The sequence below is a fragment of the Streptomyces misionensis genome, assembly GCF_900104815.1.
GTDB classification, from domain to species: Bacteria; Actinomycetota; Actinomycetes; order Streptomycetales; family Streptomycetaceae; genus Streptomyces; species Streptomyces misionensis.
Window position 1 is genome coordinate 7,232,654 of record NZ_FNTD01000004.1, and the last position, 26,859, is coordinate 7,259,512.

3 protein-coding genes are annotated in these 26,859 nt (G+C 75.3%); all 3 read left to right on the plus strand.

The window, feature by feature from the left end; all coding sequences use genetic code 11:
• The first annotated feature begins 4 nt into the window (after positions 1–4).
• From BLW85_RS34145 to ccrA, 3 genes are read left to right on the plus strand one after another with little or no spacing between them, the layout of a single operon-like run.
• Complete coding sequence (locus BLW85_RS34145) at positions 5–9,040, plus strand: non-ribosomal peptide synthetase (RefSeq protein WP_079172513.1); 9,036 nt, start codon at positions 5–7, stop codon at positions 9,038–9,040.
• On the plus strand, positions 9,037–25,599 hold the full coding sequence (locus BLW85_RS34150; protein WP_074995096.1) for a non-ribosomal peptide synthetase: 16,563 nt from the start codon (positions 9,037–9,039) through the stop codon (positions 25,597–25,599). The genes BLW85_RS34145 and BLW85_RS34150 overlap by 4 nt, the downstream gene beginning before the upstream one ends.
• Positions 25,599–26,843, plus strand: a complete 1,245-nt coding sequence (gene ccrA, locus BLW85_RS34155) for a crotonyl-CoA carboxylase/reductase (protein ID WP_074995099.1) — start codon at positions 25,599–25,601, stop codon at positions 26,841–26,843. The genes BLW85_RS34150 and ccrA overlap by 1 nt, the downstream gene beginning before the upstream one ends.
• Positions 26,844–26,859: the final 16 nt, after the last annotated feature.

Here is a 26,859-nt window from a genome sequence, read left to right on the forward strand (position 1 = left end):
GCAGATGATCGCCCCGCTGCTCACCGGCGGCCGCGTCCGCGCCGTGGGACAGCTGCTCGCCGCCGACCCCGAGGGCCTGTTCCGGCTGGTCGCCCACGAGCGGGTCGGCGTCCTGGAGGTCGTGCCGTCCCTGCTGCGCGCGGCGCTGGACACCTGGGACGAGGGCGCCGAGGTGCCCGAGCTGCCCGCCCTGCGCTGGCTGGTCGTCACCGGCGAGGAACTGCCGACGGAACTGTGCCGGCGCTGGTTCGCGCGCTTCCCCGGCATCGCCATGATGAACGCGTACGGCCCCACCGAGTGCTCCGACGACGTCACCCACGCCGTCATCACACCGGACGACCTGGACGAGGACCGGATCACCGCCCCGATCGGCCGGCCCATCCGGAACACCCGGCTGTACGTCCTCGGTGACGAACTCGCGCCGGTCCCGCCCGGCACCGCCGGCGACCTGTACGTGGCGGGCGTCGGCGTCGGCCGCGGCTACCTGGGCGACCCCGGCCGCACGGCGGCCGCGTTCGTGCCCGACCCGTTCGCCGCCGACGGCGGCCTCATGTACCGCACCGGGGACCGGGTCCGCCACCGCCCGGACGGACAGCTGGAGTTCATCGGGCGCCGCGACGCCCAGGTGAAGATCCGCGGCCAGCGCATCGAACTGGGCGAGGTCGAGGCCCATCTGCGCGCCCGGCCCGGGGTGAGCGACGCCGTGGCCGCCGTGGTCCCCGGGCCCGGCGGACACCACCAGCTCGTCGGCTACCTCGTCGGCACCGAGGACGTCCGCGGCGTCCGGGAGGCGCTGGCCGCCGCGCTGCCCGAACACCTGGTCCCCGCCGTGCTCGTGCCGCTGCCCGCGCTGCCGCTCACCCCGAACGGCAAGATCGACCGCAAGGCCCTGCCCGTCCCGGACTTCGCGCCCACGGACAGCCGCGCGCCCCGCACCCCCGAGGAGGAACTGCTCTGCGGCATCTTCGCGGAGCTGCTGGGCCTCGACCGGGTCGGCGCCGACGACGACTTCTTCATGCTGGGCGGCCACTCCCTGCTGGCCACCCGGGTCGTGGCCCGCGTCCGCGCCGTCCTCGCCGTGGACCTGGACGTGGCCGCCCTGTTCGAGACGCCCACCGTCGCGGGCCTGGCCGCCCGGCTCACCGCCGCGGGGCCGGCCCGGGGCCTGACCGCACGCCGGGAGCGGCCCGAGGTGCTGCCGCTGTCGTACGCCCAGCGCGGCCTGTGGTTCCTCAACCGGATGGACCCGGCCGACGGCACCTACAACATCCCGCTGGTGCTGCGGCTCTCCGGCCCCCTCGACATCCCCGCGCTCGAGACGGCGCTGGCCCGGGTGGCGGAGCGGCACGAGATCCTGCGCACCGTCTTCCCCGAGGCCGACGGCGTGCCCCGGCAGGTCGTCCGCGACCCCGGCGCGGCCCGCCCCGCACTGGACGTGGTGGACGCCGCCGGCCGGGACACGGACGCGCTGATCGCCGAGGCGGCCGGGCGCGGCTTCGACCTCACCCGCCAGACGCCGCTGCGCGCCCGGCTGCTGGTGCTCGACCCGCGGACCCACGTCCTGGTCGTCGTCGTCCACCACATCGCCGGCGACGGCTGGTCCACCGCGCCGCTGGCCCGCGACCTCAGCCAGGCGTACGCCGCGGCCCTCGACGGCCGGGCACCCGACTGGACACCGCTGCCGGTGCAGTACGCCGACCACGCCCTGTGGCAGCGCGAACGGCTCGGCGAGGAGACCGACCCGGCCAGCCTGATAGCACGTCAGGTCGCCTATTGGAAGCGGACATTGGCCGATCTCCCCGAGGAGCTGGCGCTGCCCGCGGACCGGCCGCGGCCCGCGCTGCCCAGCGGCCGGGGCGGACTCGTCCCCTTCGCCCTCGGCCCCGAGACCCACGACGCGCTGCTGCGCCTGGCCCGCGCCCACGGGGCGACCACCTTCATGGTGCTGCACGCCGCCCTCGCGGCCCTGCTGACCCGGCTCGGCGCCGGCACCGACCTCCCCATCGGCGGCTCCGTGGTGGGCCGCACCGACGAATCCCTGGACGACCTGGTCGGGTTCTTCGTCAACTCGCTCGTCCTGCGCACCGACACCGGCGGCGACCCGACCTTCGGCGAACTCCTGGCCCGCACCCGCGCCACCGACATCGCCGCCTTCGCCCACCAGGACCTGCCGTTCGAACGACTGGTGGAGGCGGTCAACCCGCGCCGCTCGCTGGGCCGCCACCCGCTGTTCCAGATCAAGCTGGTCCTGCAGAACCTGGACCGCCCGCTGCTCGACTTCCCCGGGCTGCGCGCCGAGGTCGCCCGACTCGACCCGGACATGGCCAAGTTCGACCTGCTGTTCAGCGTCGCCGAACGCTACGACGAGCAGGGCCGCCCCCAGGGCGTCGAGGCGGCAGCCGGCTACTCGGCCGACCTGTTCGACCGCTCCACCGTGGAGGCCCTCGCCACCCGGTTCGTCCGGCTCCTCGAATCCGCCCTCGCCCACCCCGACCGGCCGGTCAGCCGCCTCGCCGTGCTGGACGGCACCGAACGCCACGACCTGCTGGTCACCCGCAACGACACCGGGCACGCCACCCCCGACGCCACCCTCGCCCAGCTCTTCGAGGCCCAGGCCGCCCGCACCCCCCACGCCCCGGCCCTCGTCCACGGCCCGGTCGAGCTCGACTACGCGCAGCTCAACGCCCGCGCCAACCGGCTCGCCCACCTGCTGCTGGCGCGCGGCGCCGACCCCACCACCCTGATCGCGCTCGCCCTGCCCCGGTCCGCGACGGCCGTCGAGGCGATGCTCGCCGTCGGCAAGTCCGGCGCGGCCTACCTCCCGCTGGACCCCGAGCACCCCGGCGAACGCGTCACCCAGCTCCTGGCCGACGCCCGCCCCGGCCTGCTGCTGACCACCGCCGAAACCCTGCGCGGGGCCCCGCATCTGGCCGACCAGCCGGCCCGGCTGCTGGTCCTCGACGACCCCGAGGTGACCGCCGAACTGGCCGCCCGCCCGGACACCGACCCCGGCGACACCGACCGCGGCGCGCCCGTCGGGCCGGGCGACGCCGCCTACGTCGTCTACACCTCCGGCTCCACCGGCACCCCCAAGGGCGTCGTCGTGGACCAACGCGCCCTCGTGGACTACGTGGTGCGCTGCGCCGCCGAGTACCCCGGCCTCGCCGGACGCACCCTGCTGCACTCGCCGCTCTCCTTCGACCTCGGCCTGACCACCCTCTACGGCACCCTGCTGGCCGGCGGCTGCCTGTACGTCGCCGACCTGGACGAACACCTGGACGTGCCCGGCGGACTGACCTTCCTCAAGGTCACCCCCAGCCACCTGCCCCTCCTGGACACCCTGCCCGACGCCTGCGCGCCGGACGCCGAGCTGATGACCGGCGGCGAGGCCCTGCACGCCGAACAGCTCACCGCCTGGCGCGCCCGGCACCCGCGAGCCACCGTGGTCAACCACTACGGCCCCACCGAGGCCACCGTCGGCGTCCTCGACCACCGGGTCGCGGCCGGCACCACGCCGGCGGCCGGACCCGTCCCGCTCGGCCGCCCCATGTGGAACACCCGGGTGTACGTCCTGGACGCGGCCCTCCAGCCGGTGCCCGACGGCGTCGTGGGCGAGCTGTACCTCGCCGGCACCGGCCTCGCCCGCGGCTACCTCGGACGGCCCGGCGGAACCGCCGAGCGCTTCGTGGCCGACCCCTACGGGCCGCCCGGCACCCGGATGTACCGCACCGGCGACCGCGTCCGCTGGAACTCCGCCGGGGTCCTGGAGTACGTGGGCCGCGTCGACCACCAGGTCAAGGTGCGCGGCTTCCGGATCGAACTCGGCGAGGTGGAGGCCGCCCTGCTGACCGCGCCGGGCGTGCGCCAGGCGCTGGCCGTGGTCCGCGAGGACCGGCGCGACGACAAGCGGCTCACGGCCTACGTCGTCCCCGCCCCCGGCGAGAGCGTCGCGGCCGACGAGGTGCGCGCCCATGTGGCGCGGACGCTGCCGGAGTACCTGACCCCCACCGCCGTGGTCGTCCTGGACGAACTCCCGCTGACGGCCAACGGCAAGGTCGACCGTGCCGCCCTGCCCGCCCCGGAAACCCCCGCGAGCGCCGCGCCGGCCCGGGCCGCCCGCACCCCGGAGGAGGAGATCCTCTGCGGGCTGTTCGCCGATGTGCTCGGCGTCGAACGCGTGGGCGTGGACGACGACTTCTTCGAGCTGGGCGGCCACTCGCTGCTCGCGATGCGCCTGCTCAGCCGGATCGCCGGCACCCTGGGCGCCCGGGTGGGCGTCAAGGCGCTCTTCGACGCCCCGACGGTCGCCGGCGTCGCCGCCCGGCTCGCCACCGCCGGCGACGACCGCCCCGCGCTGGTCCCGGCCGAGCGCGGCGAGCGCGTCCCGCTGTCCTACGCCCAGACCCGGCTGTGGTTCCTCAACCGGCTCGAAGGCCCCAACGCCACCTATAACATCCCGCTCGTGCTGCGCCTGACCGGCGACCTCGACCGGGCCGCACTGCGCGCCGCGATGCGCGACGTCGCGGACCGCCACGAGAGCCTGCGCACGGTCTTCCCCGAGACCGGCGGCGTGGCCGGCCAGCACGTCCTCGGCCCGGTCGAGGGCGCCCCCGCCCTGGAGGAGAGCGAGGTCGCCGCCGACGCCCTGGAGGCCGCCGTCAGCGAGACCGTGCTGCGCGGCTTCGACCTGACCTGCCAGCCCCCGCTGCGGGCCCGGCTGCTCACCCCGGCCGGCACCACCGACGAGGCCGTTCTGGTCCTGGTGATGCACCACATCGCCGCCGACGGCTGGTCGCTCGGCCCGCTGCTGCGCGACCTGTCCGAGGCGTACACGGCCCGCCGCGGCGCCGCCGCGCCCGACTGGCGGCCGCTGCCCGTCCAGTACGCCGACTACACCCTGTGGCAGCGCACGGTCATGGGCGACGAGAACGACCCGGACAGCCGGCTGACCGAGCAGCTCGACCACTGGAAGGCGGCCCTGGACGGGCTGCCCGAGGAACTGGACCTGCCCGCCGACCGGCCGCGGCCCGAGGTGGCCACCTACCGCGGCGACCGTGTGCCGCTGGAGCTGAGCGCGCGGGCGCACGCCGGTCTCGCCGCGCTGGCCAGGGCCAACGGCGTCAGCGTCTTCATGGTGCTGCAGGCCGGACTCGCCGCCCTGCTGACCCGGCTCGGCGCCGGCACCGACGTCCCGATCGGCACCCCCATCGCGGGCCGCACCGACGCCGCCCTGGACGACCTCGTCGGGTTCTTCGTCAACACCCTGGTGCTGCGCACCGACACCTCGGGCGACCCCACCTTCCGGGAACTGCTCGCCCGGGTGCGGGAGACGGACCTGGCCGCCTACACCCACCAGGAGCTGCCCTTCGAGCGGCTGGTGGAGGAGCTGAACCCGGTGCGCTCGCTCGCCCGGCACCCGCTCTTCCAGATCATGCTCATCCTGCACAACACCGACCGCCCCGAGATCGAGCTGCCCGGACTGCGGGCGAGTGCCGAGGGCGCGGACGCCCCCGTCGCCAAGTTCGACCTCTCCGTCAGCCTGTGGGAGCGGCACACCGAGGCCGGCGAGGCGGACGGGATACTCGGACAACTGGAGTACGCCGTCGACCTGTTCGACCGGTCCACCGCCGAGGCCGTCGCGGCCCGCCTGGAACGCCTGCTGACGGCCGCCGCGACCGACGCGGACTTCCCGATCAGCCGGCTCCCCGTGCTGTCCGGCACCGAACTGGACGAACTCCTGGTGACCCGCAACGACACGGCCGTGGCGCGCCCGGAGGCATCGCTGCCCGAACTGTTCCGGCACCGGGCGGCCCGCACCCCCGACGCCGTCGCCCTGGTGAGCGGCGCGGTGGAACTGACCTACGCCGAACTGGACGAGCGCTCCGACCGGCTCGCGCTGGCCCTGCTCGACCGGGGCGTACGCCCCGAGGACCGGGTGGCCCTGCTGCTCGCCGACCGCGCCCACCACGTGCCGGCGACCCTCGCCGTCGCCAAGGCCGGAGCCGTCTACGTACCGCTGGACACCCGCAGCCCCGAGGCCCGCACGCGGCGCGTCCTGGAGGACACCGGCACGGTCGTCGTCCTCGCCGACCGCACCACCGCCGAGCGGGTGCCGCAGGGACCGGCCGCCGTCGTCCTCGTGGACGGGGAATGGGCCGGGCCCGCCGAGCGGCCGGACCACACCTGGACGCTCCCGCACCCCGACCAGCTGGCGTACATCATGTACACCTCCGGCTCCACGGGCGAGCCCAAGGGGGTCGCGGTCACCCACCGCGGCGTCGTCGGCCTGGTCCGCGACGGCTACTGGGGCCACGGCCCGGACGACCGGGTGCTGATGCACTCGCCGCCCTCCTTCGACGCCTCGACGTACGAGCTGTGGGGCCCGCTGCTCGCGGGCGCGCGGATCGTCGCCTCGAACGCCGACGCCACCGACATCGCCGCCCTGGCCGCCACCATGACCCGGCACCGGGTCACCGTCGGCCTGTTCAGCGAGGGCGTCTTCCGGCTGCTCGCCGAGAACCACCCGGAGGCCTTCCGCGACCTGCGGGACGTCTACGTCGGCGGCGACACCGCCTCGGCGGCCGCGGTCCGCAAGGTCCTGGAGCAGGCCCCCGGCCTGCGGCTGACCAACAGCTACGGCCCCACCGAGACGACGCTGTGCGCGGTCCACCACGCCATCGGCGCGGGCGACGTCGCCCGCAACTCCTTCCCGATCGGCCGCCCGATGGACAACACCCGCGTCTACGTCCTGGACGAGCGCATGCGGCCGGTCCCGGACGGGGTCACCGGCGAGCTGTACATCGCGGGCGAGGGCCTGGCCCGCGGCTACCACGGCCGGCCCGCGACGACCGCGGAACGCTTCGTCGCCGACCCCTTCGGACCCGCGGCCTCCCGGATGTACCGCACCGGCGACCGGGCCCGGTGGCGCGCGGACGGCACGCTGGAGTTCGCCGGGCGCGCCGACACCCAGGTGAAGGTGCGCGGCTTCCGGATCGAGCTGGGCGAGGTCGAGTCCGCGGTCGCGGCCCACCCGGACACCGCCCAGACCGTGGTCGTGGTGCGCGAGGACCGGCCGGGGGACCGCCGCCTGGTCGCCTACGTCGTGCCCGTGCCCGGCGCCGGGGCCGACCCCGAGGCGCTGCGCGCCCACGTCGCCGAACGCCTGCCGGACTACATGGTCCCCGCCGCCTTCGTCCCGCTCGACGCGCTGCCGCTGACCGGCACCGGGAAGCTGGACCGCCGGGCGCTGCCCGCGCCCGACTACGCGGGCGGCGGCGGCCGCGCCCCGCGCAACGAGCGGGAACAGCTGCTCTGCGCGCTCTTCGCCGATCTGCTCGGGGTGACCGACGTCGCCATCGACGACAACTTCTTCGCCATGGGCGGCGACAGCATCGTCTCCATCCAGCTGGTCAGCCGGGCCCGCCAGGCGGGTCTGCAACTGACCCCCCGCGACGTCTTCCAGTGCCAGACCGTCGAGGCCCTCGCCGTCGTGGCGAGCGCCGCCGACGCGGACGGCGACACCGCCCCGGACGACGGCACCGGCACCGTCACGGCCACCCCGATCATGGAGTGGCTGCGCGGACTCGGCGGCCCCGTCGAGGGCTTCAACCAGTCCGTCGCCCTGCGCACCCCGCCGGGCCTGGGCGAGGCGGCGCTGCTCACCGCCGTGCAGGCGGTCCTCGACGGTCACGACCTGCTGCGGGCCCGCCTCGACCGGACCGGCCCCGGCGCGTGGCGGCTGCACGTCCCGCCGGCCGGCAAGGCCGTCGCCGCCGACGCCGTACGCCGGGTCGACATCACCGACGTACCGGACGGCGCCCTCACGGACCTGCTGACCGAGCAGGCCGAGACGGCCCGGCGCGAACTGGCCCCGGACGACGGGGTGATGCTCCGGCTGGTGTGGTGCGACGCGGGCGCCGACCGCCCGGGCCGGCTGCTGATCCTCGCGCACCACCTCGTGGTCGACGGCGTGTCCTGGCGGGTCCTGGTGCCCGACCTGATGAACGGCTGGGCCGCCGCCGAGGCGGGCCGCCCGGTCACCCTCGAACCGGTCCGCACCTCCTTCCGCACCTGGGCCGACCGGCTGGCCGCCCAGGCGGTCACCGCCGCCACCGAGGCCGAACTCCCGCTGTGGGAGCGGATGACCGCCGAGGCCGACGCGCCGCTCGCCAGCCGGCCGCTCGACCCCGCCGTGGACACCCGGGCCACCGTCCGGCGGCACACCGCCACCCTGCCGGCCGGGCGCACGGACGAACTGCTGACCACCGTGCCCGCCGCCACCGGGGCCGGACCCGACGAGATCCTGCTCACCGCGTTCGCGCTCGCCGTCGCCGAGTGGCGGCGCACCCGCGGGCGCGGCGCGGGCGGCGGCGGACCGGTCCTGCTGAACCTGGAGGGCCACGGCCGCGGCGACGGCGGCGACGCCGAACTCTCCCGCACGGTCGGCTGGTTCACCGCCATGCACCCGCTGCGCCTGGACCCGGGCGTCAAGTGGCACGAGATCCGCGACGGCGCACCGGCCGCCGGCACCGCGCTGCGCCGCGTCCAGGACCAGCTGCGCGCGATTCCCGGCAAGGGCGTCGGCTACGGCCTGCTGCGCCACCTCAACCCCGCCACCTCCGGCATCCTCGCCGCCGGGGCGCAGCCGCAGATCGGCTTCAACTACCTGGGCCGCGTCCGCGCCGGGACCGGCGACCCCGCCGACTGGGGCGCCGCACCCGAGGACGTCCGGATCGCCCCGGCCGACCCCCGGCTGCCGTTCGCGCACTGCCTGGAGGTCAACGCGGTCACCCACGACCGGCCCGGCGGACCGGAGCTGAGCGTGACCTGGACCTGGCCCGGAGGCCTCTTCGAGGAGCCGGACATCGGGGCGCTGACCGGCCTGTGGTTCGAGGCCCTGGACGCCCTCGCGCGGTACGCCGCCGCGCACCGCGCCGCCCCGGGCGGCGCCGAGGACCGAACGACATCCGACCTCTTCCTGGTGGACCTCGGCCAGGACGAGATCGACGAGCTCGAAGCCGACCTGGAGGACCTGACGTGACACGAAACGGGCGACCGGCGCCGAAGCCGTCCGGACTCGAGGGCGTCCTGCCCCTGTCCCCCTTGCAGGAAGGCCTGTTCTTCCACTCCCTCCTCGACGACGGGGAAGGCCCCGACGTCTACGCCGTGCAGCTCGCCGTCGACCTCGAAGGACCGCTCGACGCCGAACGCCTCAAGGAGGCCATGGCCGGCCTGCTGCGGCGGCACGCCAACCTCCGGGCCGGTTTCCGGTCCGTGCGCTCCGGCAAGCCGGTGCAGTTCCTCCCCCGGCACACCACGCTGCCCTGGCGCGAGGCCGACCTGACGGCCCTCGCCCCCGCCGACCGCGAGGCCGAACTGGCCCGGCTCGCCGACCGGGAGCGCGCCGAACGCTTCGACCCGGCCCAGCCGCCGCTGATCCGGGGCCTGCTGATCCGCCGCGAACCGGACCTGCACCGGCTGGTCGTCACCAACCACCACATCCTGCTCGACGGCTGGTCCATGCCGGTCCTGCTGCGCGAACTGTTCACCGCGTACGAGCACGGCGAGGGCGCGCTCGCGCCGGTCATGCCGTACCGCGACTACCTCCGGTGGCTGGCCGCGCAGGACCGCGACGCCTCCCGGGACGCCTGGCGGCGCGCGCTGTCCGGCGTAACGGAGGCCACCCGGCTCGCCCCGGCCGACGCGCGGCCCGCGGCCCTGCTGCCGGAGCGGATCGAGCTGCTGCTCCCGGCCGAGCTGGGCGACGGCCTCGCCGAGCTGGCCGCGGCCGGATCGGTGACCCTGAACACGGTCACCCAGCTCGCCTGGGCGGTCGTCCTCGGCCGGCTGACCGGGCGCGACGACGTGGTCTTCGGCACGACCGTCTCCGGCCGCCCGGCCGAGGTGCCCGGGATCGAGACCATGGTCGGCCTGTTCATCAACACCGTGCCCGTGCGCGTCGTCCTCGACGCCGAGGAGCCCTGGTCCAAGGCGCTCGCCCGGGTGCAGAACGAGCAGTCCGACCTGGGCCCGCACCAGCACCTCGGTCTCGCGGAGATCCAGTCGGCCGCGGGCCTCGGCGAACTCTTCGACACCACCGTCCTCGTGGAGAACTACCCGGTGGACCCGTCCGCCGCCGGTGCCCGCTCCGCCTCCGGGCTGCGCCTGACCGGCGCCAGGGGACGGGACGCCACCCACTACCCGCTGACCCTGGTCGTCTCCCGCACGGCGGCCGGTGTGCACGCGCGCCTCGACTACCGCCCGGACCTGTTCGACCGCGCGGCGGCGGAACGCGTCCTGAGCCGCTGGGAGCGGGTGCTGGCCACCGCCGTCCTCGACCCGGACCGGCCGGTGGGCGCCATCGACGTACTGGAGGACGCCGAGCGCGAGCGGCTGCTCGGCGGATGGAACGCGACCGGCGCCGAGGTACCGGCGAGCCCGCTGCCGGCCTGGTTCGCGCAGCGGGCGGCGACGACCCCCGACGCCACGGCCGTGGTCTGCGGGGACGAGTCGCTGTCCTACGCGCGGCTCTGGGCGCGCGCGGCCGGGGTGGCGAACGAGCTGACCGGGCGCGGCGTGGACCGCGGCTCGGTGGTCGCGCTGGCGGTGCCGCGCTCGGCGGACGCCGTGGTGGCCATGCTCGGCGTGACGCTCGCGGGCGGCGCCTTCCTGCCGCTGGACCTCGACTTCCCGGCCGACCGGATCGCGCACATCCTGTCCGACGCGGCCCCGGCGGTCGTGCTGGCGACGCGCGCGGGCGCCGACGCGCTCCCTTCGGACCTCGCCGCGCCGGTGGCCCTCCTCGACGACATGGGACCGGCCGCCGGACTGTCGGCCGTGCGCGAGGTGACGCCCGACGACCTCGCCTACGTCCTGTACACCTCCGGCTCCACGGGCCGCCCCAAGGGCGTGATGGTGCCGCACGGCGCGCTGCGCAACTTCCTGTGGTCGATGGGCTCGCAGATCGCCCTGACCGAGGGCGACCGGTGGCTGGCCGTGACGACGTTCGGGTTCGACATCTCCCTGCTGGAGGTGTTCCTGCCGCTGGTGTCGGGGGCCACGGTGGTCGTCGCCGACCGTGACGCGGTGCGCGACCCGGCCCGGCTGGGCCGGCTGATCCGCGCGCAGGGCGTCTCGGTCCTCCAGGCCACGCCCGGACTGTGGCGCGCGCTTCTGGAGGCCGACCCGGCCGCGGCCGAGGGCCTGCGGATCCTCGTCGGCGGCGAGGCGCTGGACGGCGCCCTCGCGTCCGCGCTGGCCGGCGCGGGCGCGGCGGTGTGGAACATGTACGGCCCGACGGAGACCACCATCTGGTCCACCAGCGCCCTGCTGGCGGGCGACGGACGCGCCCCGATCGGCGCCCCGATCGCCAACACGCGGGTGTATGTGCTGGACGGCCGGTTGCGGTTGGTGCCGCCGGGTGTGGCGGGTGAGTTGTACATCGCGGGTGAGGGGCTGGCGCGGGGTTATCTGGGCCGGTCGGGTCTGACGGCGCGGCGGTTCGTGGCGGATCCGTTCGGTGTGGCTGGTGGGCGGATGTATCGCACGGGTGATCTGGTGCGCTGGTCGGATGCGGGTGTGCTGGAGTTCGTGGGGCGTGTGGATGACCAGGTGAAGGTGCGGGGGTACCGGATCGAGTTGGGTGAGGTGGAGTCGGCGTTGGCCGGCGTGCCGGGTGTGGTGCGTGCGGTGGCGGCGGTGCGTGAGGAGGGTGCGGGGGATCGTCGGCTGGTCGGTTATGTGGTGGCGGACGCGGGTGTGGCGCTGGATGTGAAGGCGGTCCGGGCGCGGGTGGCGCAGGTGCTGCCGGAGTACATGGTGCCGTCGGCCGTCGTGGTGCTGGAGTCGGTGCCGCTGACGCCGAACGGGAAGACCGACCGCGCGGCCCTGCCCGCACCGGTCGCCGTGGAGAGCGAGCGGCGCGCGCCGCGGACGGCGCAGGAGGACCTCCTGTGCGCCCTGTTCGCCGAGGTGCTGGGCGTTTCCCGGGTCGGGATCGACGACGGGTTCTTCGAGCTGGGCGGCCACTCGCTGCTCGCCACCCGGCTGGTCTCGCGGGTGCGCTCCGTGCTCGGCGTGGAGCTGCCGATCCGCGCGCTGTTCGAGACGCCGACCGTGGCGGGCCTGGGCCGCCGTCTGGACGGCGGCGCCGCCGCGCGCACCGCGCTGGTGCCGCGACCACGCCCGGAGACCGTGCCGTTGTCCTTCGCGCAGCGGCGCCAGTGGTTCGTCAACCAGCTCGACACGACGAGCCCGCTCTACAACATCTCCCTGGCCCTGCGGCTGGACGGCGAGCTGGACGTGGCCGCGCTTGAGGAGGCGCTCGGTGACGTGGTGTCCCGCCACGAAAGCCTGCGCACCGTCTTCCCCGCCGGCGACGGCGAGCCCCGCCAGGCCGTGCGCGCACCCCAGCCGGTCGCCCTCGCCCTGGCCACCGCGACGGACGGGACCGACGTCGCCGACTGGATCGCCGGCACCGTGCGCCGCGGCTTCGACCTGACCGAGGAGATCCCGCTGCGCGCGGCCCTGCTCACCGTGGGGGAGCGGGAACACGTGCTGGTGCTGGTGCTGCACCACATCGCGGGTGACGCCTGGTCCCTGCGGCCGCTGGCCGCGGACCTCGCGGCGGCCTACACCGCGCGCCGCGCGGGCGGGGCGCCGCAGTGGGCGCCGCTGCCGGTGCAGTACGCCGACTACGCGCTGTGGCAGCGCGAACTGCTGGGCGACGAGAACGACCCGGACAGCGAGATGTCCCGCCAACTCGCCCACTGGACCGAGGCGTTGGCCGGGCTGCCCGAGGAGCTGGCGCTGCCCGCCGACCGGCCGCGCCCGGACGCCGCCTCGCACCGGGGCGAGCGCATCCGCTTCGAGATCGACGCCGGACTGCACCGGCGGCTGCTCGCCGTCGCCCGGGAGTCCGGCACCAGCCTGTTCATGGTCCTCCAGGCGGCGCTGGCCACCCTGCTGACCCGGCTGGGCGCGGGCACCGACATCCCGATCGGTACCCCCGTCGCGGGCCGCACCGACGACGCGATGGAGGAACTGGTCGGCTTCTTCGTCAACGATCTGGTGCTGCGCACCGACACCTCGGGCAATCCCACCTTCCGGGAACTGCTGGGCCGGGTCCGGGAGACCGACCTGGCCGCCTACGCCCACCAGGACGTGCCGTTCGAGCGCATCGTGGAGGCCGTCAACCCGCCCCGCTCGCTCGGCCGCCACCCGCTCTTCCAGGTCATGCTGTCGCTCCAGAACACCCCGCGGCCCGTCCTGGACCTGCCCGGACTGACGGCCCGGGCCGAGCCCGGCGGCGCCGGAGTGTCCCGGTTCGACCTCTCCCTCGGCCTCAACGAGCGCCTCGCCGCCGACGGTTCACCGGCCGGCCTGGACGCGCTGGCCGAGTTCGCCACGGACCTCTTCGAGAGGACGACCGTCCAGTCCATGGTGGACCGGTTCGTCACGGTGCTGCGGACCGTGACGGCGGACGCCGACCGCCGGGTGGCCGACCTGGAGATCCTCACCCCGGCCGAGCGCGAGCGGATGCTGTCCGCCTGGCACGGCCCGGCGCGTGAGCTTCCGGCACTGCTGGTGCCGGCGATGATCGAGGCGCAGGTGAGAAGCACCCCAAACGCGCCCGCCGTGTCCGACGGCGATGCGACGCTGTCGTACCGGGAACTGAACGAGCGCGCCAACCGGCTGGCCCGGCTGCTGGCCGCCCGGCGCATCGGCCCCGAGACGATCGTGGCCGTCGCCGTGCCGCGCTCCCCGGAGCTGGTCGTCGCGGTCCTCGCGGCGCTGAAGTCCGGCGCGGCGTATCTGCCCGTCGACACCGCGTACCCCGCCGACCGCATCGCCCACATGCTGGCCGACGCCGCGCCGGCCCTGGTGCTCGTCACCGCCGGGAGCGCCCTGCCGCAGGACCTCGGGCACCCCGTGCTCGCCCTGGACGACGCCGCCACGGTGGCGGAACTCGACCGGCACGACCACACCGACCCGGCCGACTGCGACCGCACCGCCGCGCTGCTTCCCGAGCACCCCGCCTATGTGATCCACACCTCGGGATCCACCGGCACCCCGAAGGGCGTCGTCGTACGGCACGCCGGCCTCGCCGACTACGTCGCGGGCGCCGCCGAGGACTACCAGGGCGTGCGCGGCGAGGTCCCGCTGCACTCCTCGGTCTCCTTCGACACCACCGTGACCTCGCTGCACGTGCCGCTCACCGTGGGCGGCCACCTGCGGCTGACCGATTTCCCGCCGAACGACGCCGGCCGGCGCTTCGACCTGCTCAAGGTGACGCCCAGCCACCTCGGCATGCCGGCGGACGGCACCACGGCCGGGGAACTGCTCGTGGCCGGCGAGGCCCTCACCTCGTCCGCCGTCACGCCCTGGCGCCGCCCGGACACCACCCTGTTCAACGTCTACGGCCCCACCGAGACCACGGTGAGCGCCGTCCAGCACCGTGTCGGACCCGGCGAGGACCTGCCGCACGGAGCCGTCCCCATCGGCCGGCCGCTGCGCAACACGCGGGTGTATGTGCTGGACGGCCGGTTGCGGTTGGTGCCGCCGGGTGTGGCGGGTGAGTTGTACATCGCGGGTGAGGGGCTGGCGCGGGGTTATCTGGGCCGGTCGGGTCTGACGGCGCGGCGGTTCGTGGCGGATCCGTTCGGTGTGGCTGGTGGGCGGATGTATCGCACGGGTGATCTGGTGCGCTGGTCGGATGCGGGTGTGCTGGAGTTCGTGGGGCGTGTGGATGACCAGGTGAAGGTGCGGGGGTACCGGATCGAGTTGGGTGAGGTGGAGTCGGCGTTGGCCGGCGTGCCGGGTGTGGTGCGTGCGGTGGCGGCGGTGCGTGAGGAGGGTGCGGGGGATCGTCGGCTGGTCGGTTATGTGGTGGCGGACGCGGGTGTGGCGCTGGATGTGAAGGCGGTCCGGGCGCGGGTGGCGCAGGTGCTGCCGGAGTACATGGTGCCGTCGGCCGTCGTGGTGCTGGAGTCGGTGCCGCTCACGCCGAACGGGAAGACCGACCGCGCGGCCCTGCCCGCACCGCGGTACACCGCGCCCCCGCGCGGCCGCGAACCCCGCACCCCGCAGGAGGCCGTCCTGTGCGCCCTGTTCGCGCAGGTGCTCGGCGTTTCCCGGGTCGGGATCGACGACAACTTCTTCGAGCTGGGCGGCCACTCGCTGCTCGCCACCCGGCTGCTCAGCCGGGTCCGCTCGGTACTCTCCGCCGAACTCGGCATCCGCGCCCTGTTCGAGAACCCCACCGTCGCCGGACTAGCCGAGCGCCTCGGCCGGGCCGGGACCGCCCGCCGGGCACCGGCCCCCGCCGTCCGGCCCGAGGCGGTCCCGCTGTCCTTCGCGCAGCGCCGCCTGTGGTTCGTCAACCAACTGGACGCGGCCAGCCCGCTCTACAACATCCCCATGGTGCTGAGGCTGCGCGGCGAGCTGGACGTGGCCGCGCTTGAGGAGGCGCTCGGTGACGTGGTGTCCCGCCACGAAAGCCTGCGCACCGTCTTCCCCGCCAGCGACGGCGAGCCCCGCCAGGCCGTGCGCGCACCCCAGCCGGTCACCCTGACCCGGGCCACCGCGGCGGACGAGGCAGGGGCCCGGGCGTGGATCGCCGAGTTCACCGGCCGCGGCTTCGACCTGACCGAGGAGATCCCGCTGCGGGCCGCGCTCCTGGCGACCGGAGACGACGAGCACGTGCTGGTCCTCGTGCTGCACCACATCGCGGGTGACGCCTGGTCCCTGCGCCCGCTGGCCGCGGACCTCGCGGCGGCCTACACCGCGCGCCGCGCGGGCGGAGCGCCGCAGTGGGCGCCGCTGCCGGTGCAGTACGCCGACTACGCGCTGTGGCAGCGCGAGCTGCTGGGCGACGAGAACGACCCGGACAGTGAGATGTCCCGCCAACTCGCCCACTGGACCGAGGCGTTGGCCGGGCTGCCCGAGGAGCTGGCGCTGCCCGCCGACCGGCCGAGGCCGCTGACCGGCGCCCAGCGCGGGGCGAAGCACCGCTTCTCCTTCGACGCGGACCTGCACCGCCGGCTGCTGGACCTGGCCACCGCCACCGGCAGCAGCCTGTTCATGGTGGTCCAGGCCGGTCTCGCAGCCGTCCTCACCCGGCTCGGCGCCGGCACCGACATCCCGATCGGCGCCCCCATCGCGGGCCGCACCGACGACGCCCTGGACGACATGGTCGGCTTCTTCCTCAACACCCTGGTGCTGCGCACCGACACCTCGGGCGATCCCACGTTCCGGGAACTGCTGGCGCGGGCACGGGAGACCGACCTCGCGGCCTACGCCAACCAGGAGCTGCCGTTCGAGCGGCTGGTCGAGGCGCTCAACCCGGAGCGGTCGCTGACCCGCCATCCGCTCTTCCAGGTGGCCCTGACCGTGCAGAACACCGCCGCCGCCCCGTTCGAGCTGCCCGGTCTGTCGGTGCGGGCCGAGGAGAGCGAGGCCGGCTGGGCGAAGTTCGACCTCTCCCTGGCACTGGGGGAGCGGCAGGACGGCGAGGGCCTCGAAGGCATCGCCGAGTACGCCGCCGACCTCTTCGACCACCGGACCGTGGAGGCGATCGTCGCCCGCCTGGAGCGGCTGCTGCGACAGGCGGTCGCCGAACCCGACCGGCGGATCGGCGCCTTCGAGATCCTGGCCGCCGCCGAGCGGGACACCCTCCTGCGCGAGTGGAACGCCACGGCCGTCCCGGTCCCGGTGACCACACTGGTCCAGCCCTTCGAGGAGCAGGCCGCACGTACCCCGGGGGCCACCGCGCTCGTCCTCGGCGACCAGGAGATGACGTACGCGCAGCTGAACGCCCGCGCCAACCGGCTCGCCCACCACCTCATCGACCGGGGAGTGGGCCCGGGCACCGTCGTCGCGGTCGCGCTGCCCCGCTCGCCGGACCTGGTGGTCGCCCTGCTCGCCGTCCTCAAGGCCGGCGGGGCCTACCTGCCGCTCGACTCGGACTACCCGGCGAACCGGCTCGCCCACATGCTGCGGGACGCGGCACCCGGCTGCGTGCTCACCGACCACGGCCGGCCGGCGGACACCGACGCGCCCACCGTCGAACTCGGCACCCTGGACCTGACCCCCTGGTCCCCGCTCGACCCGCCCCGCTCGGCGACCGCGCGCGACACCGCCTACATCATCTACACCTCCGGCTCGACCGGCCTGCCCAAGGGCGTCGTCGTCCCCCACGAGGCGATCGACAACCGGCTGCGCTGGATGCAGCACACCTACCCGATCGGCCCCGGCGACCGGGTGCTGCAGAAGACCCCGTTCAGCTTCGACGTCTCCGTCTGGGAGTTCTTCTGGACGCTGCGGGAGGGTGCCACGCTGGTGCTGGCCGAGCCCGGCGGCCACCGGGACCCGGTCTACCTGGCCCGGCTGATCCACGAGGCGCGCGTCACCGTCTGCCACTTCGTGCCGTCGATGCTGGACATCTTCCTCACCGAGTCGCCCGCGACGGACCGGCCGACCACCCTGAAGTACGTCTTCTGCAGCGGGGAGGCGCTGTCCCGGGAGACCGCCGGCCGGTTCCACCGCGCCCTGCCCGGCGCCGCGCTGCACAACCTGTACGGGCCGACCGAGGCCGCCGTCGACGTCACCCACCACGCCTGTGCACCGGACGCGACCGGTCCCGTCCCCATCGGCAGGCCCGTGTGGAACACCCGCGCCCACGTCCTGGACGCCGGGCTGCGGCCCTGCCCGGCCGGCGTCGCCGGCGAGCTGTACCTCTCCGGCGTCCAGCTGGCCACCGGCTACCTGGGACGCGCGCCCCTCACCGCCGCCCGCTTCGTCGCCGACCCGTACGGTCCCGCGGGCAGCCGCATGTACCGCACCGGCGACCTGGCGCGCTGGAACGGCGCGGGCGAGCTGGAGTACCTGGGCCGGGCCGACGACCAGGTGAAGCTGCGCGGCTTCCGCATCGAACTGGGCGAGGTCGAGGCGGCGCTGGCCCAGGCGCCCGATGTCGCCCGCGCGGTGGCGACCGTACGGGAGGACACCCCCGGCCACCACCGGCTGGTCGGCTACGTCGTCCCGGTGCCGGGCGAGACCGTGGACCCCCGGGCGGTGCGCCGCCGGCTGGCCGAGGCGCTGCCCGACTACATGGTGCCCTCCGCGGTGGTCGTCCTGGACGCCCTGCCCCTGACCCCCAGCGGCAAGACCGACCGCAAGGCGCTGCCCGCCCCCGGCCTCGCCCCGCGCGTGCGCCGCGAGCCGCGCACGGCACGGGAAGCCGTGCTGTGCCGGCTGTTCGCCGAGGTCCTCGGAGTGGACGCGGCCGGGCCCGACGACAGCTTCTTCGAACTCGGCGGGCACTCGCTGCTGGCCACCCGGCTGGTCTCCCGGGTGCGCGCCGCCCTGGGCGCGGAACTCCCGCTCCGGGCGCTGTTCGAGACCCCGACCGTCGCCCAGCTGGCCGCGCGCCTCGACGGCGGGCACACGCCCGCCCCGGTGGCGCTGACCGCCCGGGAACGGCCGGCCGAGATCCCGCTGTCCTTCGCGCAACGCCGGCTGTGGGCCCTGGACCAGCTGGGAGTGGCGGCGGGGACGTACAACATCCCGCTGGTCGGCAGGCTCCGCGGCGCCCTCGACGTGCGCGCGCTCCAGGCCGCGCTCCAGGACCTCGTGGCCCGCCACGAGAGCCTGCGCACCGTCTTCCCCGCCACGGACGGCCGCCCCCGCCAGTCGGTCCTCGACCCGGCCGACGCGCGGATCCGCCTGCACGTCACCCCGTGCGCCGAGGACGGGATCGAGCGGGCCGTGGCCGAGGCCACCCGCACCGGCTTCGCGCTGGACACCGAACCGCCGCTGCACGCACGGCTGCTGACGATCGCTCCCGAAGACCACGTGCTCGTCCTGGTGCTGCACCACATCGCGGGCGACGCCTGGTCGATGCGGCCCCTCGTGCGGGACCTGTCGACGGCCTACACCGCCCGCGGCGCGGGCACGGCCCCGCAGTGGACCCCGCTGCCCGTCCAGTACGCCGACTACACCCTCTGGCAGCGCGAGGTGCTCGGCGACGAGTCCGACCCGGACAGCACCCTCTCCCGGCAACTCGACCACTGGCGCACCACCCTGGCCGGCCTGCCCGACCGGCTCGCCCTGCCCACGGACCGCCCGCGGGCGCCGGAGACCGGACAGCGGGGCGGCCGGGTGCCGTTCACGCTGGACACCGAGACGCACCGCGGTCTGCTCGCCCTGGCCCGCGCCGGCGGCACCACCGTCTTCATGGTGCTGCACGCGGCCCTGGCCGCCCTGCTGACCCGGCTGGGCGCCGGCACCGACATCCCGGTCGGCACCCCGGTCGCCGGGCGCCGCGACGAGGCCCTGGACGACCTGGTGGGCTTCTTCGTCAACATGCTCGTGCTGCGCACCGACACCTCCGGCGACCCCACCGTCCGCGAACTGCTGGAGCGCGTCCGGGAGACCGACCTCGACGCCTACGCCCACCAGGACGTCCCCTTCGAGCGCGTCGTGGACGCGGTCAGCCGGCACCGCTCGGCCGACCACCACCCGCTGTTCCAGGTGATGCTGTCCCTCGACAACGTCACCCGGGCCGACGTACGGCTGCCCGGCCTGTCCGGCGCCGAGGTGACCGAGCCCGCCGCGGAGGGCGCCGGCCACGCCAAGTACGACCTCTCGCTGCTGCTCGCCGAACGGTTCGCCCCGGACGGCACCCCGGCCGGGATCACCGCGACGGCGGCCTACGCCACCGAGCTGTTCGACCGGGAGACCGTCGAGTCGATGGCCGGCGGGTTCGTCGCGGTGCTGCGGGCCATGATCGCCGACCCGGACCGGCGGATCGGGGAACTGGACGTCCCGGACACCGGCGGCCGCGCGCGGCCGGAGCCCGTGGCCGGCGAGCCGCCCGTGCCCGGCGAGCGGAGCGCACCCGCGCCACGGCCGGCCGAGGAGCGGGACCGGACGGCCGAGGCGACGCTGTGCCGGATCGTGGCCGAGGTGCTCGGGCTCGGCGCGGCCGAGGTCGCCGCCGACGCCAACTTCTTCGACCTGGGCGGCGACAGCATCAACGCCATCCAGGTGTCCAGCCGCGCCCGCCAGGCCGGTCTGCCGCTCACCCCCCGCGACATCTTCCGCCACCAGACGGTCGCGGAGCTGGCATCGGCGATCCGGCCGCAGGAGCCCGCGCCCGCGGCCGTGCCGGAGGACGGCGTGGGAGCCGTCCCCGGCACCCCGGTGCTGCGCTGGCTGCACCAACTGGGCGGCCCCTACGAGGGGTTCAACCAGTCGGTGCTGCTGCGCGTGCCCGGCGGCCTCGGCCTGGAGACCCTGACCGGTGCCGTCCAGTCCGTACTGGACCACCACGACGTGCTGCGCTCCCGGCTGACCGGCGCCGACCTGGGGCTGCCCTGGAACCTGGAGACCGGCCCGCGCGGCAGCGTGGCCGCGGCCGACCGCGTCACCCGCGTCCGGCTCGTGGAGGGGTCCGAGGACACGGTCCGGGAGTTCGTCGCCGAGCACGGCGAGGCGGCCAGGCGCCGCCTCGACCCGCGAGGCGGCGTGATGCTCCAGGTCGTCTGGTTCGACGCCGGACCGGAGCAGCAGGGACTCCTGCTGGTCGTCTGCCACCACCTCGTGGTGGACGGCGTGTCCTGGCGGATCCTGCTGCCCGACCTGGTCGGTGCCTGGCAGGCGCTGCGCGCGGGCCGCGAGCCGGCCCCCGCGCCGGTCGGCACCTCCTTCCGCCGCTGGGCCCAGGCCCTCGTCATGGAGGCGCAGAACCCCGCCCGCATCGCCGAACTGCCGCTCTGGCGCGCCCAGACCGAGCAGGCCGACCCGCCGCTCGGCGCCCGCCCGCTCGACCCCGAGGCCGACACCTGGGCGACCGCGGAGCACCTGACCGCGACGCTCCCGGCGGACCTGACCACCGCCCTGCTCACCGCCGTCCCCGCCCGCCACCGAGCGGGGATCAACGACGTGCTGCTCACCGGCCTGGCTCTGGCCGCCGCCCGGTGGCGCGAGCGCCGGGCCCAGGACGGCCCGGGGGCGCTCCTGGTCGAACTGGAGGGGCACGGCCGGGAGGAGTTCGACCCGACCGTCGACCTGTCCCGGACCGTCGGCTGGTTCACCACCCGCTTCCCGGTACGGCTCGACCCCGGACCGGTCGACCTGGACGACGCGTTCGGCGGGGGTGCCGCGACCGCCGTCGCCCTCGGCCGGATCAAGGAGCAGCTGCGCGCCCTGCCCGACAACGGCCTCGGCTACGGCCTGCTGCGCCACCTCAACGCCGACACGGCCGCCGCGCTGGCCGGCCGGGCCACCCCGCAGATCTGCTTCAACTACCTGGGCCGGGTGGGCGCGGGCGCCGGTGAACTCGGCGCCGGCGACACCGGTTCGGGCTGGTCGAGCGCCGCGGGGCTGCGGGTCCCGCTGCTGCCCACCGACCCCGGCATGCCCTTCGGGCACAGCCTGGAGATGAACGCGGTCACCCGGGAAGAGGCCGACGGACCACGCCTGCACGTGACGTACTCCTGGCCCGGCGGCCTCCTCGACCGCGGCGCCGTGCGGGAACTCGCGGACCTGTGGTTCGAGGCGCTGCGCGCCCTGGCCGACCCCGGCGACGACGGTCCGGGCACCGCGCTCACCCCGGGCGACCTGCCGTCGTCGGGGCTGACCCAGCCCGAGATCGACGAACTGGCGGCGAGCGAGCAGGGCCTGGAGGACGCGTACGCGCTGACCCCGCTCCAGGAAGGGCTGTTCTTCCACGCGCTGCAGGCCGACGCCGGCACCGACGTGTACACCGTCCAGACCGTCCTCGACCTGGCGGGCCCGCTGGACGCCGAGGCCCTGCGCGGCGCCGGCCAGGCCCTGCTGGAGCGCCACCCCAACCTGCGGGCGGGCTTCCACCACCGGGGCGCCGGACAGCCGGTCCAGATCGTCCCGCGCGCCGTACGGCTGCCGTGGGAGGAGGCCGACCTGTCCGCGCTGCCCGACGGCGCCCGGCAGGAGCGTCTGACCGCGCTCACCGAGGCGGCCCGGCTGCGGCGCTTCGACCTGGACCGGCCCCCGCTGGTCCGGTTCCTGCTGCTGCGCCTGGGCGGGCAGCGGCACCGGCTCGTCGTCACCCAGCACCACATCCTGCTCGACGGCTGGTCCATGCCGCTCTTCCTGCGCGAACTGGTGACCCTGTACGAGAACGGCGGCGACACCTCGGCGCTGCCCGCCCCCGCCCCGTTCCGCTCCTACGTCTCCTGGCTGGCCGAGCAGGACCGCGAGGCGAGCGAGACGGTCTGGCGGGAGGCGCTCGCCGGGGTGACGGAACCCACCCTGCTGGCCCCGGGCCGGGCGCCGGCCGCACCGGCCCTGCCGGAACAGACCGTGCGGGAGCTGCCGCCCGGCCTCACCACGGCGCTGCGGCGGCACGCGGGACGCGCCGGCGTCACCCTGAACACGGTGCTCCAGACCGCCTGGGCACTGGTGCTGGGCCGGCACCTCGGCCGCGACGACGTCCTGTTCGGGACCACCGTCTCCGGGCGGCCCCCGGAGCTGCCGGGCGCGGAGCACATGATCGGCCTGTTCATCAACACCCTGCCGGTGCGGGTGCGGCTCGACCCCGCGCAGGGCTGGCGCGCCGCCCTCGCCCGGGTCCAGGACGAACAGGCCGCCCTCCAGGGCCACCAGCACCTGGGCCTGGCGGACCTCCAGCGGATCGCCGGCCACCGCACGCTGTTCGACACGGCCTTCGTGTACGAGAACTACCCGCTGCCCGAGCAGACCGGGGACTCCGGCTCCCGGCTGCGGGCCACGGCGGTGCACGGCCGGGACGCGGCGCACTACCCGCTGGTCCTCGTCGCGTCGCTGCGCGACCGGGGACTGCGCCTGCGCCTCGACCACCAGCCCGACCGGCTCGGCGGCCCGCTCGGCCCCGAACTGCTCGAACGCCTGATCCACACCCTGGAGTCGGTCGTCGCCGACCCGGACCGGCCGCTGGCCCGCGTGGCCCCGGCCCGGCGACCGGCGGACGCCGGGCCGCGGACGGCGCTGCCCGCCGCCTTCCCGGACGGCGCGCCGGTCCGGGGCACGGTGCACGGCCGGATCGCGGACCTCGCCGCCCGCACCCCGGACGCCGTGGCACTGCGCCTCGGGGACGAGCGGCTGACCTGGCGGGAACTGGACGAACGGGCCAACCGGCTGGCCCGGCTGCTGCTCGGCCTCGGGGTGCGCCCCGAGGACCGGGTGGGCCTGTACTTCGACCGGTCCTTCGAACTGGCCGTGGCCTTCCTGGCCGTGCTGAAGGCCGGCGCGGTGTACGTGCCGCTGGACCCCGCCCACCCCGAGCAGCGGCAGCGGACCGTCCTCGAACTCGCGGGCGCCACCGTGCTGCTCACCGACGCGGCGCGGGCCGCCGGCTGGCCGGCACGCCCGGGGCAGGCCTGGCGGACCGTGGCCGTGGACAGCGACCCGCGTCTGGCCCGGCAGGAGCCCACGGCGCCCGACGTGGCCGTGCAGCCGGACCGGCTGGCGTACGTCATGTTCACCTCGGGCTCCACCGGACTGCCCAAGGGCGTCGCGGTGACCCACCGCGACGTGGTCGAGCTGGCGGCCGAGCCCTGCTGGGCCGACGGCAGCCAGGAGCGGGTGCTGTTCCACTCGCCGCACGCCTGGGACGCCTCCACGCTGGAACTGTGGGTGCCCCTGCTCAACCACGGCACGGTGGTCGTCGCCCCGCCCGGCGAGGTGGACCTCAAGGCCATGGCCCGGCTGCTGGTGGCCGAGCGCGTCACCGGACTGTGGCTGTCGGCGGGCCTGTTCCGCTGGCTGGCCGAGGAGGAGCCCGGCTGCTTCGCGGGGCTGCGCGAGGTGCGCACCGGCGGTGACGTGGTCCCGGCCGAGGCCGTGCGCAAGGTGCTGGCGGCCTGCCCCGGCACCCGGGTCACCAACGGGTACGGCCCCACCGAGGCCACCGTGTTCGCCGTGCACAACATGCTGCGGGCGGGCGACGCCGTCCCGGACAACGTGCCGATCGGCGTCCCCCTCGCGGGCCACACCGCCTACGTCCTGTCGCCCTGGCTGGAGCCCGTGGCCCCCGGCGTCGTCGGCGAGCTGTACCTGGCGGGCTCGGGGCTGGCCCGCGGCTACGAGAACGCCCCCGGCACCACCGCCGCCGCCTTCGTCGCCGACCCGTTCGGACCGGCCGGCTCCCGGATGTACCGCACCGGCGACCTCGCCCGCCGACTCCCCGACGGCGCCCTGGAGTTCGCCGGACGGGTGGACGACCAGGTGAAGCTGCGCGGCTTCCGGATCGAGCTGAGCGAGGTCGACGCGGCGCTGCTGCGGCTGCCCGGCGTGGCCCACGCCCTCTCCTTGATCCGGGAGGACCGGCCCGGCGACAAGCGGCTCGTGGGCTACGCGGTACCGGCCCCCGGGCACCCGCGGCCCGACGTCCAGGAGATGCGCGGCCTGCTCGCCGCCACGCTCCCGGACTACCTCGTGCCCTCCGCCCTGGTGCTCCTGGATGCCCTGCCGCTCACCGCGAACGGCAAGGTGGACCGCTCGGCGCTGCCCGCCCCGGCCGCCGCGGCCGCCTCTTCCAGGGGGCCGCGCACCCCGCAGGAGGAACTGGTCTGCGCGCTGTTCGCGGAGACCCTCGGCGTCCCCGAGGTCGGCATCGACGACAACTTCTTCTCCCTGGGCGGCAATTCGCTGCTCGCCGCCGGGCTGGTCAGCCGGCTGCGCAAGGTCCTCGGCACCGAACTCGGCATCCAGGCCCTGTTCCTGGCCCCCACGGTCGCCGGACTCGTCGCCGCGGCCGGGGAGGGCGGCGGCCCGGACGCCGACAACGGGCTGGACGTACTGGTGCCGCTGCGCCGCAACGGCGCGCTGCCCCCGGTGTTCTGCGTCCACGCCGCGGGCGGTCTGAGCTGGCGGTATGCGGGCCTGCTGCGGCATCTGCCGCCCGGCCACCCGGTCTACGGACTGCAGGCCCGCGCCTTCACGGAGCCGGGCCACCGCCCGGCGAGCGTGGAGGAGATGGCCGCCGACTACGTCGAGCGGATCCGCGGCGTGCAGCCGTCCGGCCCCTACCACCTGGTCGGCTGGTCCTTCGGCGGGCTGATCGCGCACGCGGCCGCCGTGCTGCTGGAGGCGGCCGGCGAGGAGGTCGCCCTGGTGGCGGTCCTCGACTCCTACCCCGCCGCGCCGGACGAGCGGATCGTGGTGCCCCCGGCCGCGCAGGTGCTGGCGGGCCTGCTCGACGCGGCCGGGGTCGCCCCCGGACCGGACGGCACCGAACTGACCCCGCAGGAGGGCGCGGCACTGCTGCGCGGCCGCGGCGGACCGCTCGCCGCGCTGCTGGCCGACCGGGTGGACACGATCGTGGACTCCTACCGCTCGGGGATCGAACTGCGGTCGCGGTACCGGCCCCGCCGGCTGAGGGGCGACCTGCTGCTGTTCGTGGCGGGCGACGCCGCCGACGGCAAGGCGCGGCGCTGGCACCCGTACGTGGACGGCGAGATCGAGGCGCACGCGGTCGACTGCCGCCACGAGGACATGCTGCGGCCCGCCCCGCTCCAGCAGATCGGCACCGCGATCGCGGCGCGTCTGACGGTTGACGACACACGGAAGGACGACTGATGGCCCGGGAGTTGTACGAACTGGGGGAGATGCCCCCGCTGGGCGAGGTGCCGCGGCGCATGTACGCCGGGGTGATCCGCCGCGAGCGCTACGGCCCGCCCGAGCGGTCGATGCAGGTCGAGACCGTCGAGGTGCCCGAGGTCGGGCGCGGCCAGGTGCTCATCATGGTGATGGCGGCCGGCATCAACTACAACGGCGTCTGGGCCGGGCTCGGCACCCCCGCCGACGTCATCGCGGACCGGCAGCGGGCCGGTGACCCGCACGACTTCCACATCGCAGGCTCCGAGGGCGCGGGCGTTGTCTGGGCCGTCGGCGAGGGCGTCAAACAGCTGCGGGTGGGCGACCACGTCATCGTCGGCGGCGTCGCCTGGGACGAGTCGGCCCCGGACATCCGGCTCGGCGTCGACCCCACCGCCTCCCGCTCCCAGCGGGCCTGGGGCTACGAGCTGAACTTCGGCTCGTTCGCGCAGTTCACCGTGGCCGACGAGTACCAGTGCCACCGCAAGCCCCCGCACCTGACCTGGGAGGAGGCGGGCTGCTTCCTCGGCGGCGGGTCCACCTCCTACCGCATGCTGACGGGCTGGTACCCGAACACCGTGCGCCCGGGCGACCCGGTGCTCGTCTGGGGCGGCGCCGGCGGTCTGGGCTCCATGGCGATCCAGCTCACCAGATATTTCGGCGGAATTCCCGTCGCCGTGGTTTCGGACGACGACAAATTCGACTACTGTAAGCGTCTGGGAGCCCAGGGAGTCATCAACCGGAACAATTTCGACCACTGGGGCCGGCTGCCTGATCCGGACGATTCCGTCGCCTACCGGGAATGGCTGTCCGGAGTCCGCGAATTCGGCCGTGCCTGCTGGGACGCGCTGGGGGAGCGCCGCTCCCCGAGCATCGTCCTGGAACACCCGGGCCGCGCCACCCTGCCGACCTCGGTCTATGTCTGCGACCGGGCCGGGATGGTCGTCACCTGTGCCGGCACCAGCGGCTACGACGGCACCATCGACCTGCGCTTCCTCTGGATGTTCCAGAAGCGCCTGCAAGGCTCGCACGCCGCGAACGTCCGGCAGACGGCGGCCGTCATCGACCTCGTCGCGGGGGGCCACGTCGACCCCTGCCTGAGTCTGACCCTGCCGTTCACGGACATCGGCCGGGCCCACCAGATCGTCTACGAGGGAAAGCAGCCGCCGGGCAATGTGGCGGTCCTCGTGAATTCTCCGGAACCGGGGCTCAGGGATATTCCCTGACGCCGCCGGAACCTCT

What these genes read in the sequence shown, in the direction of transcription:
- BLW85_RS34145 (WP_079172513.1), top strand. Translation starts at nt 5, where the DNA reads ATGATCGCCCCGCTGCTCACCGGCGGCCGCGTCCGCGCCGTGGGACAG.
- ccrA (WP_074995099.1), top strand. Translation starts at nt 25,599, where the DNA reads ATGGCCCGGGAGTTGTACGAACTGGGGGAGATGCCCCCGCTGGGCGAG.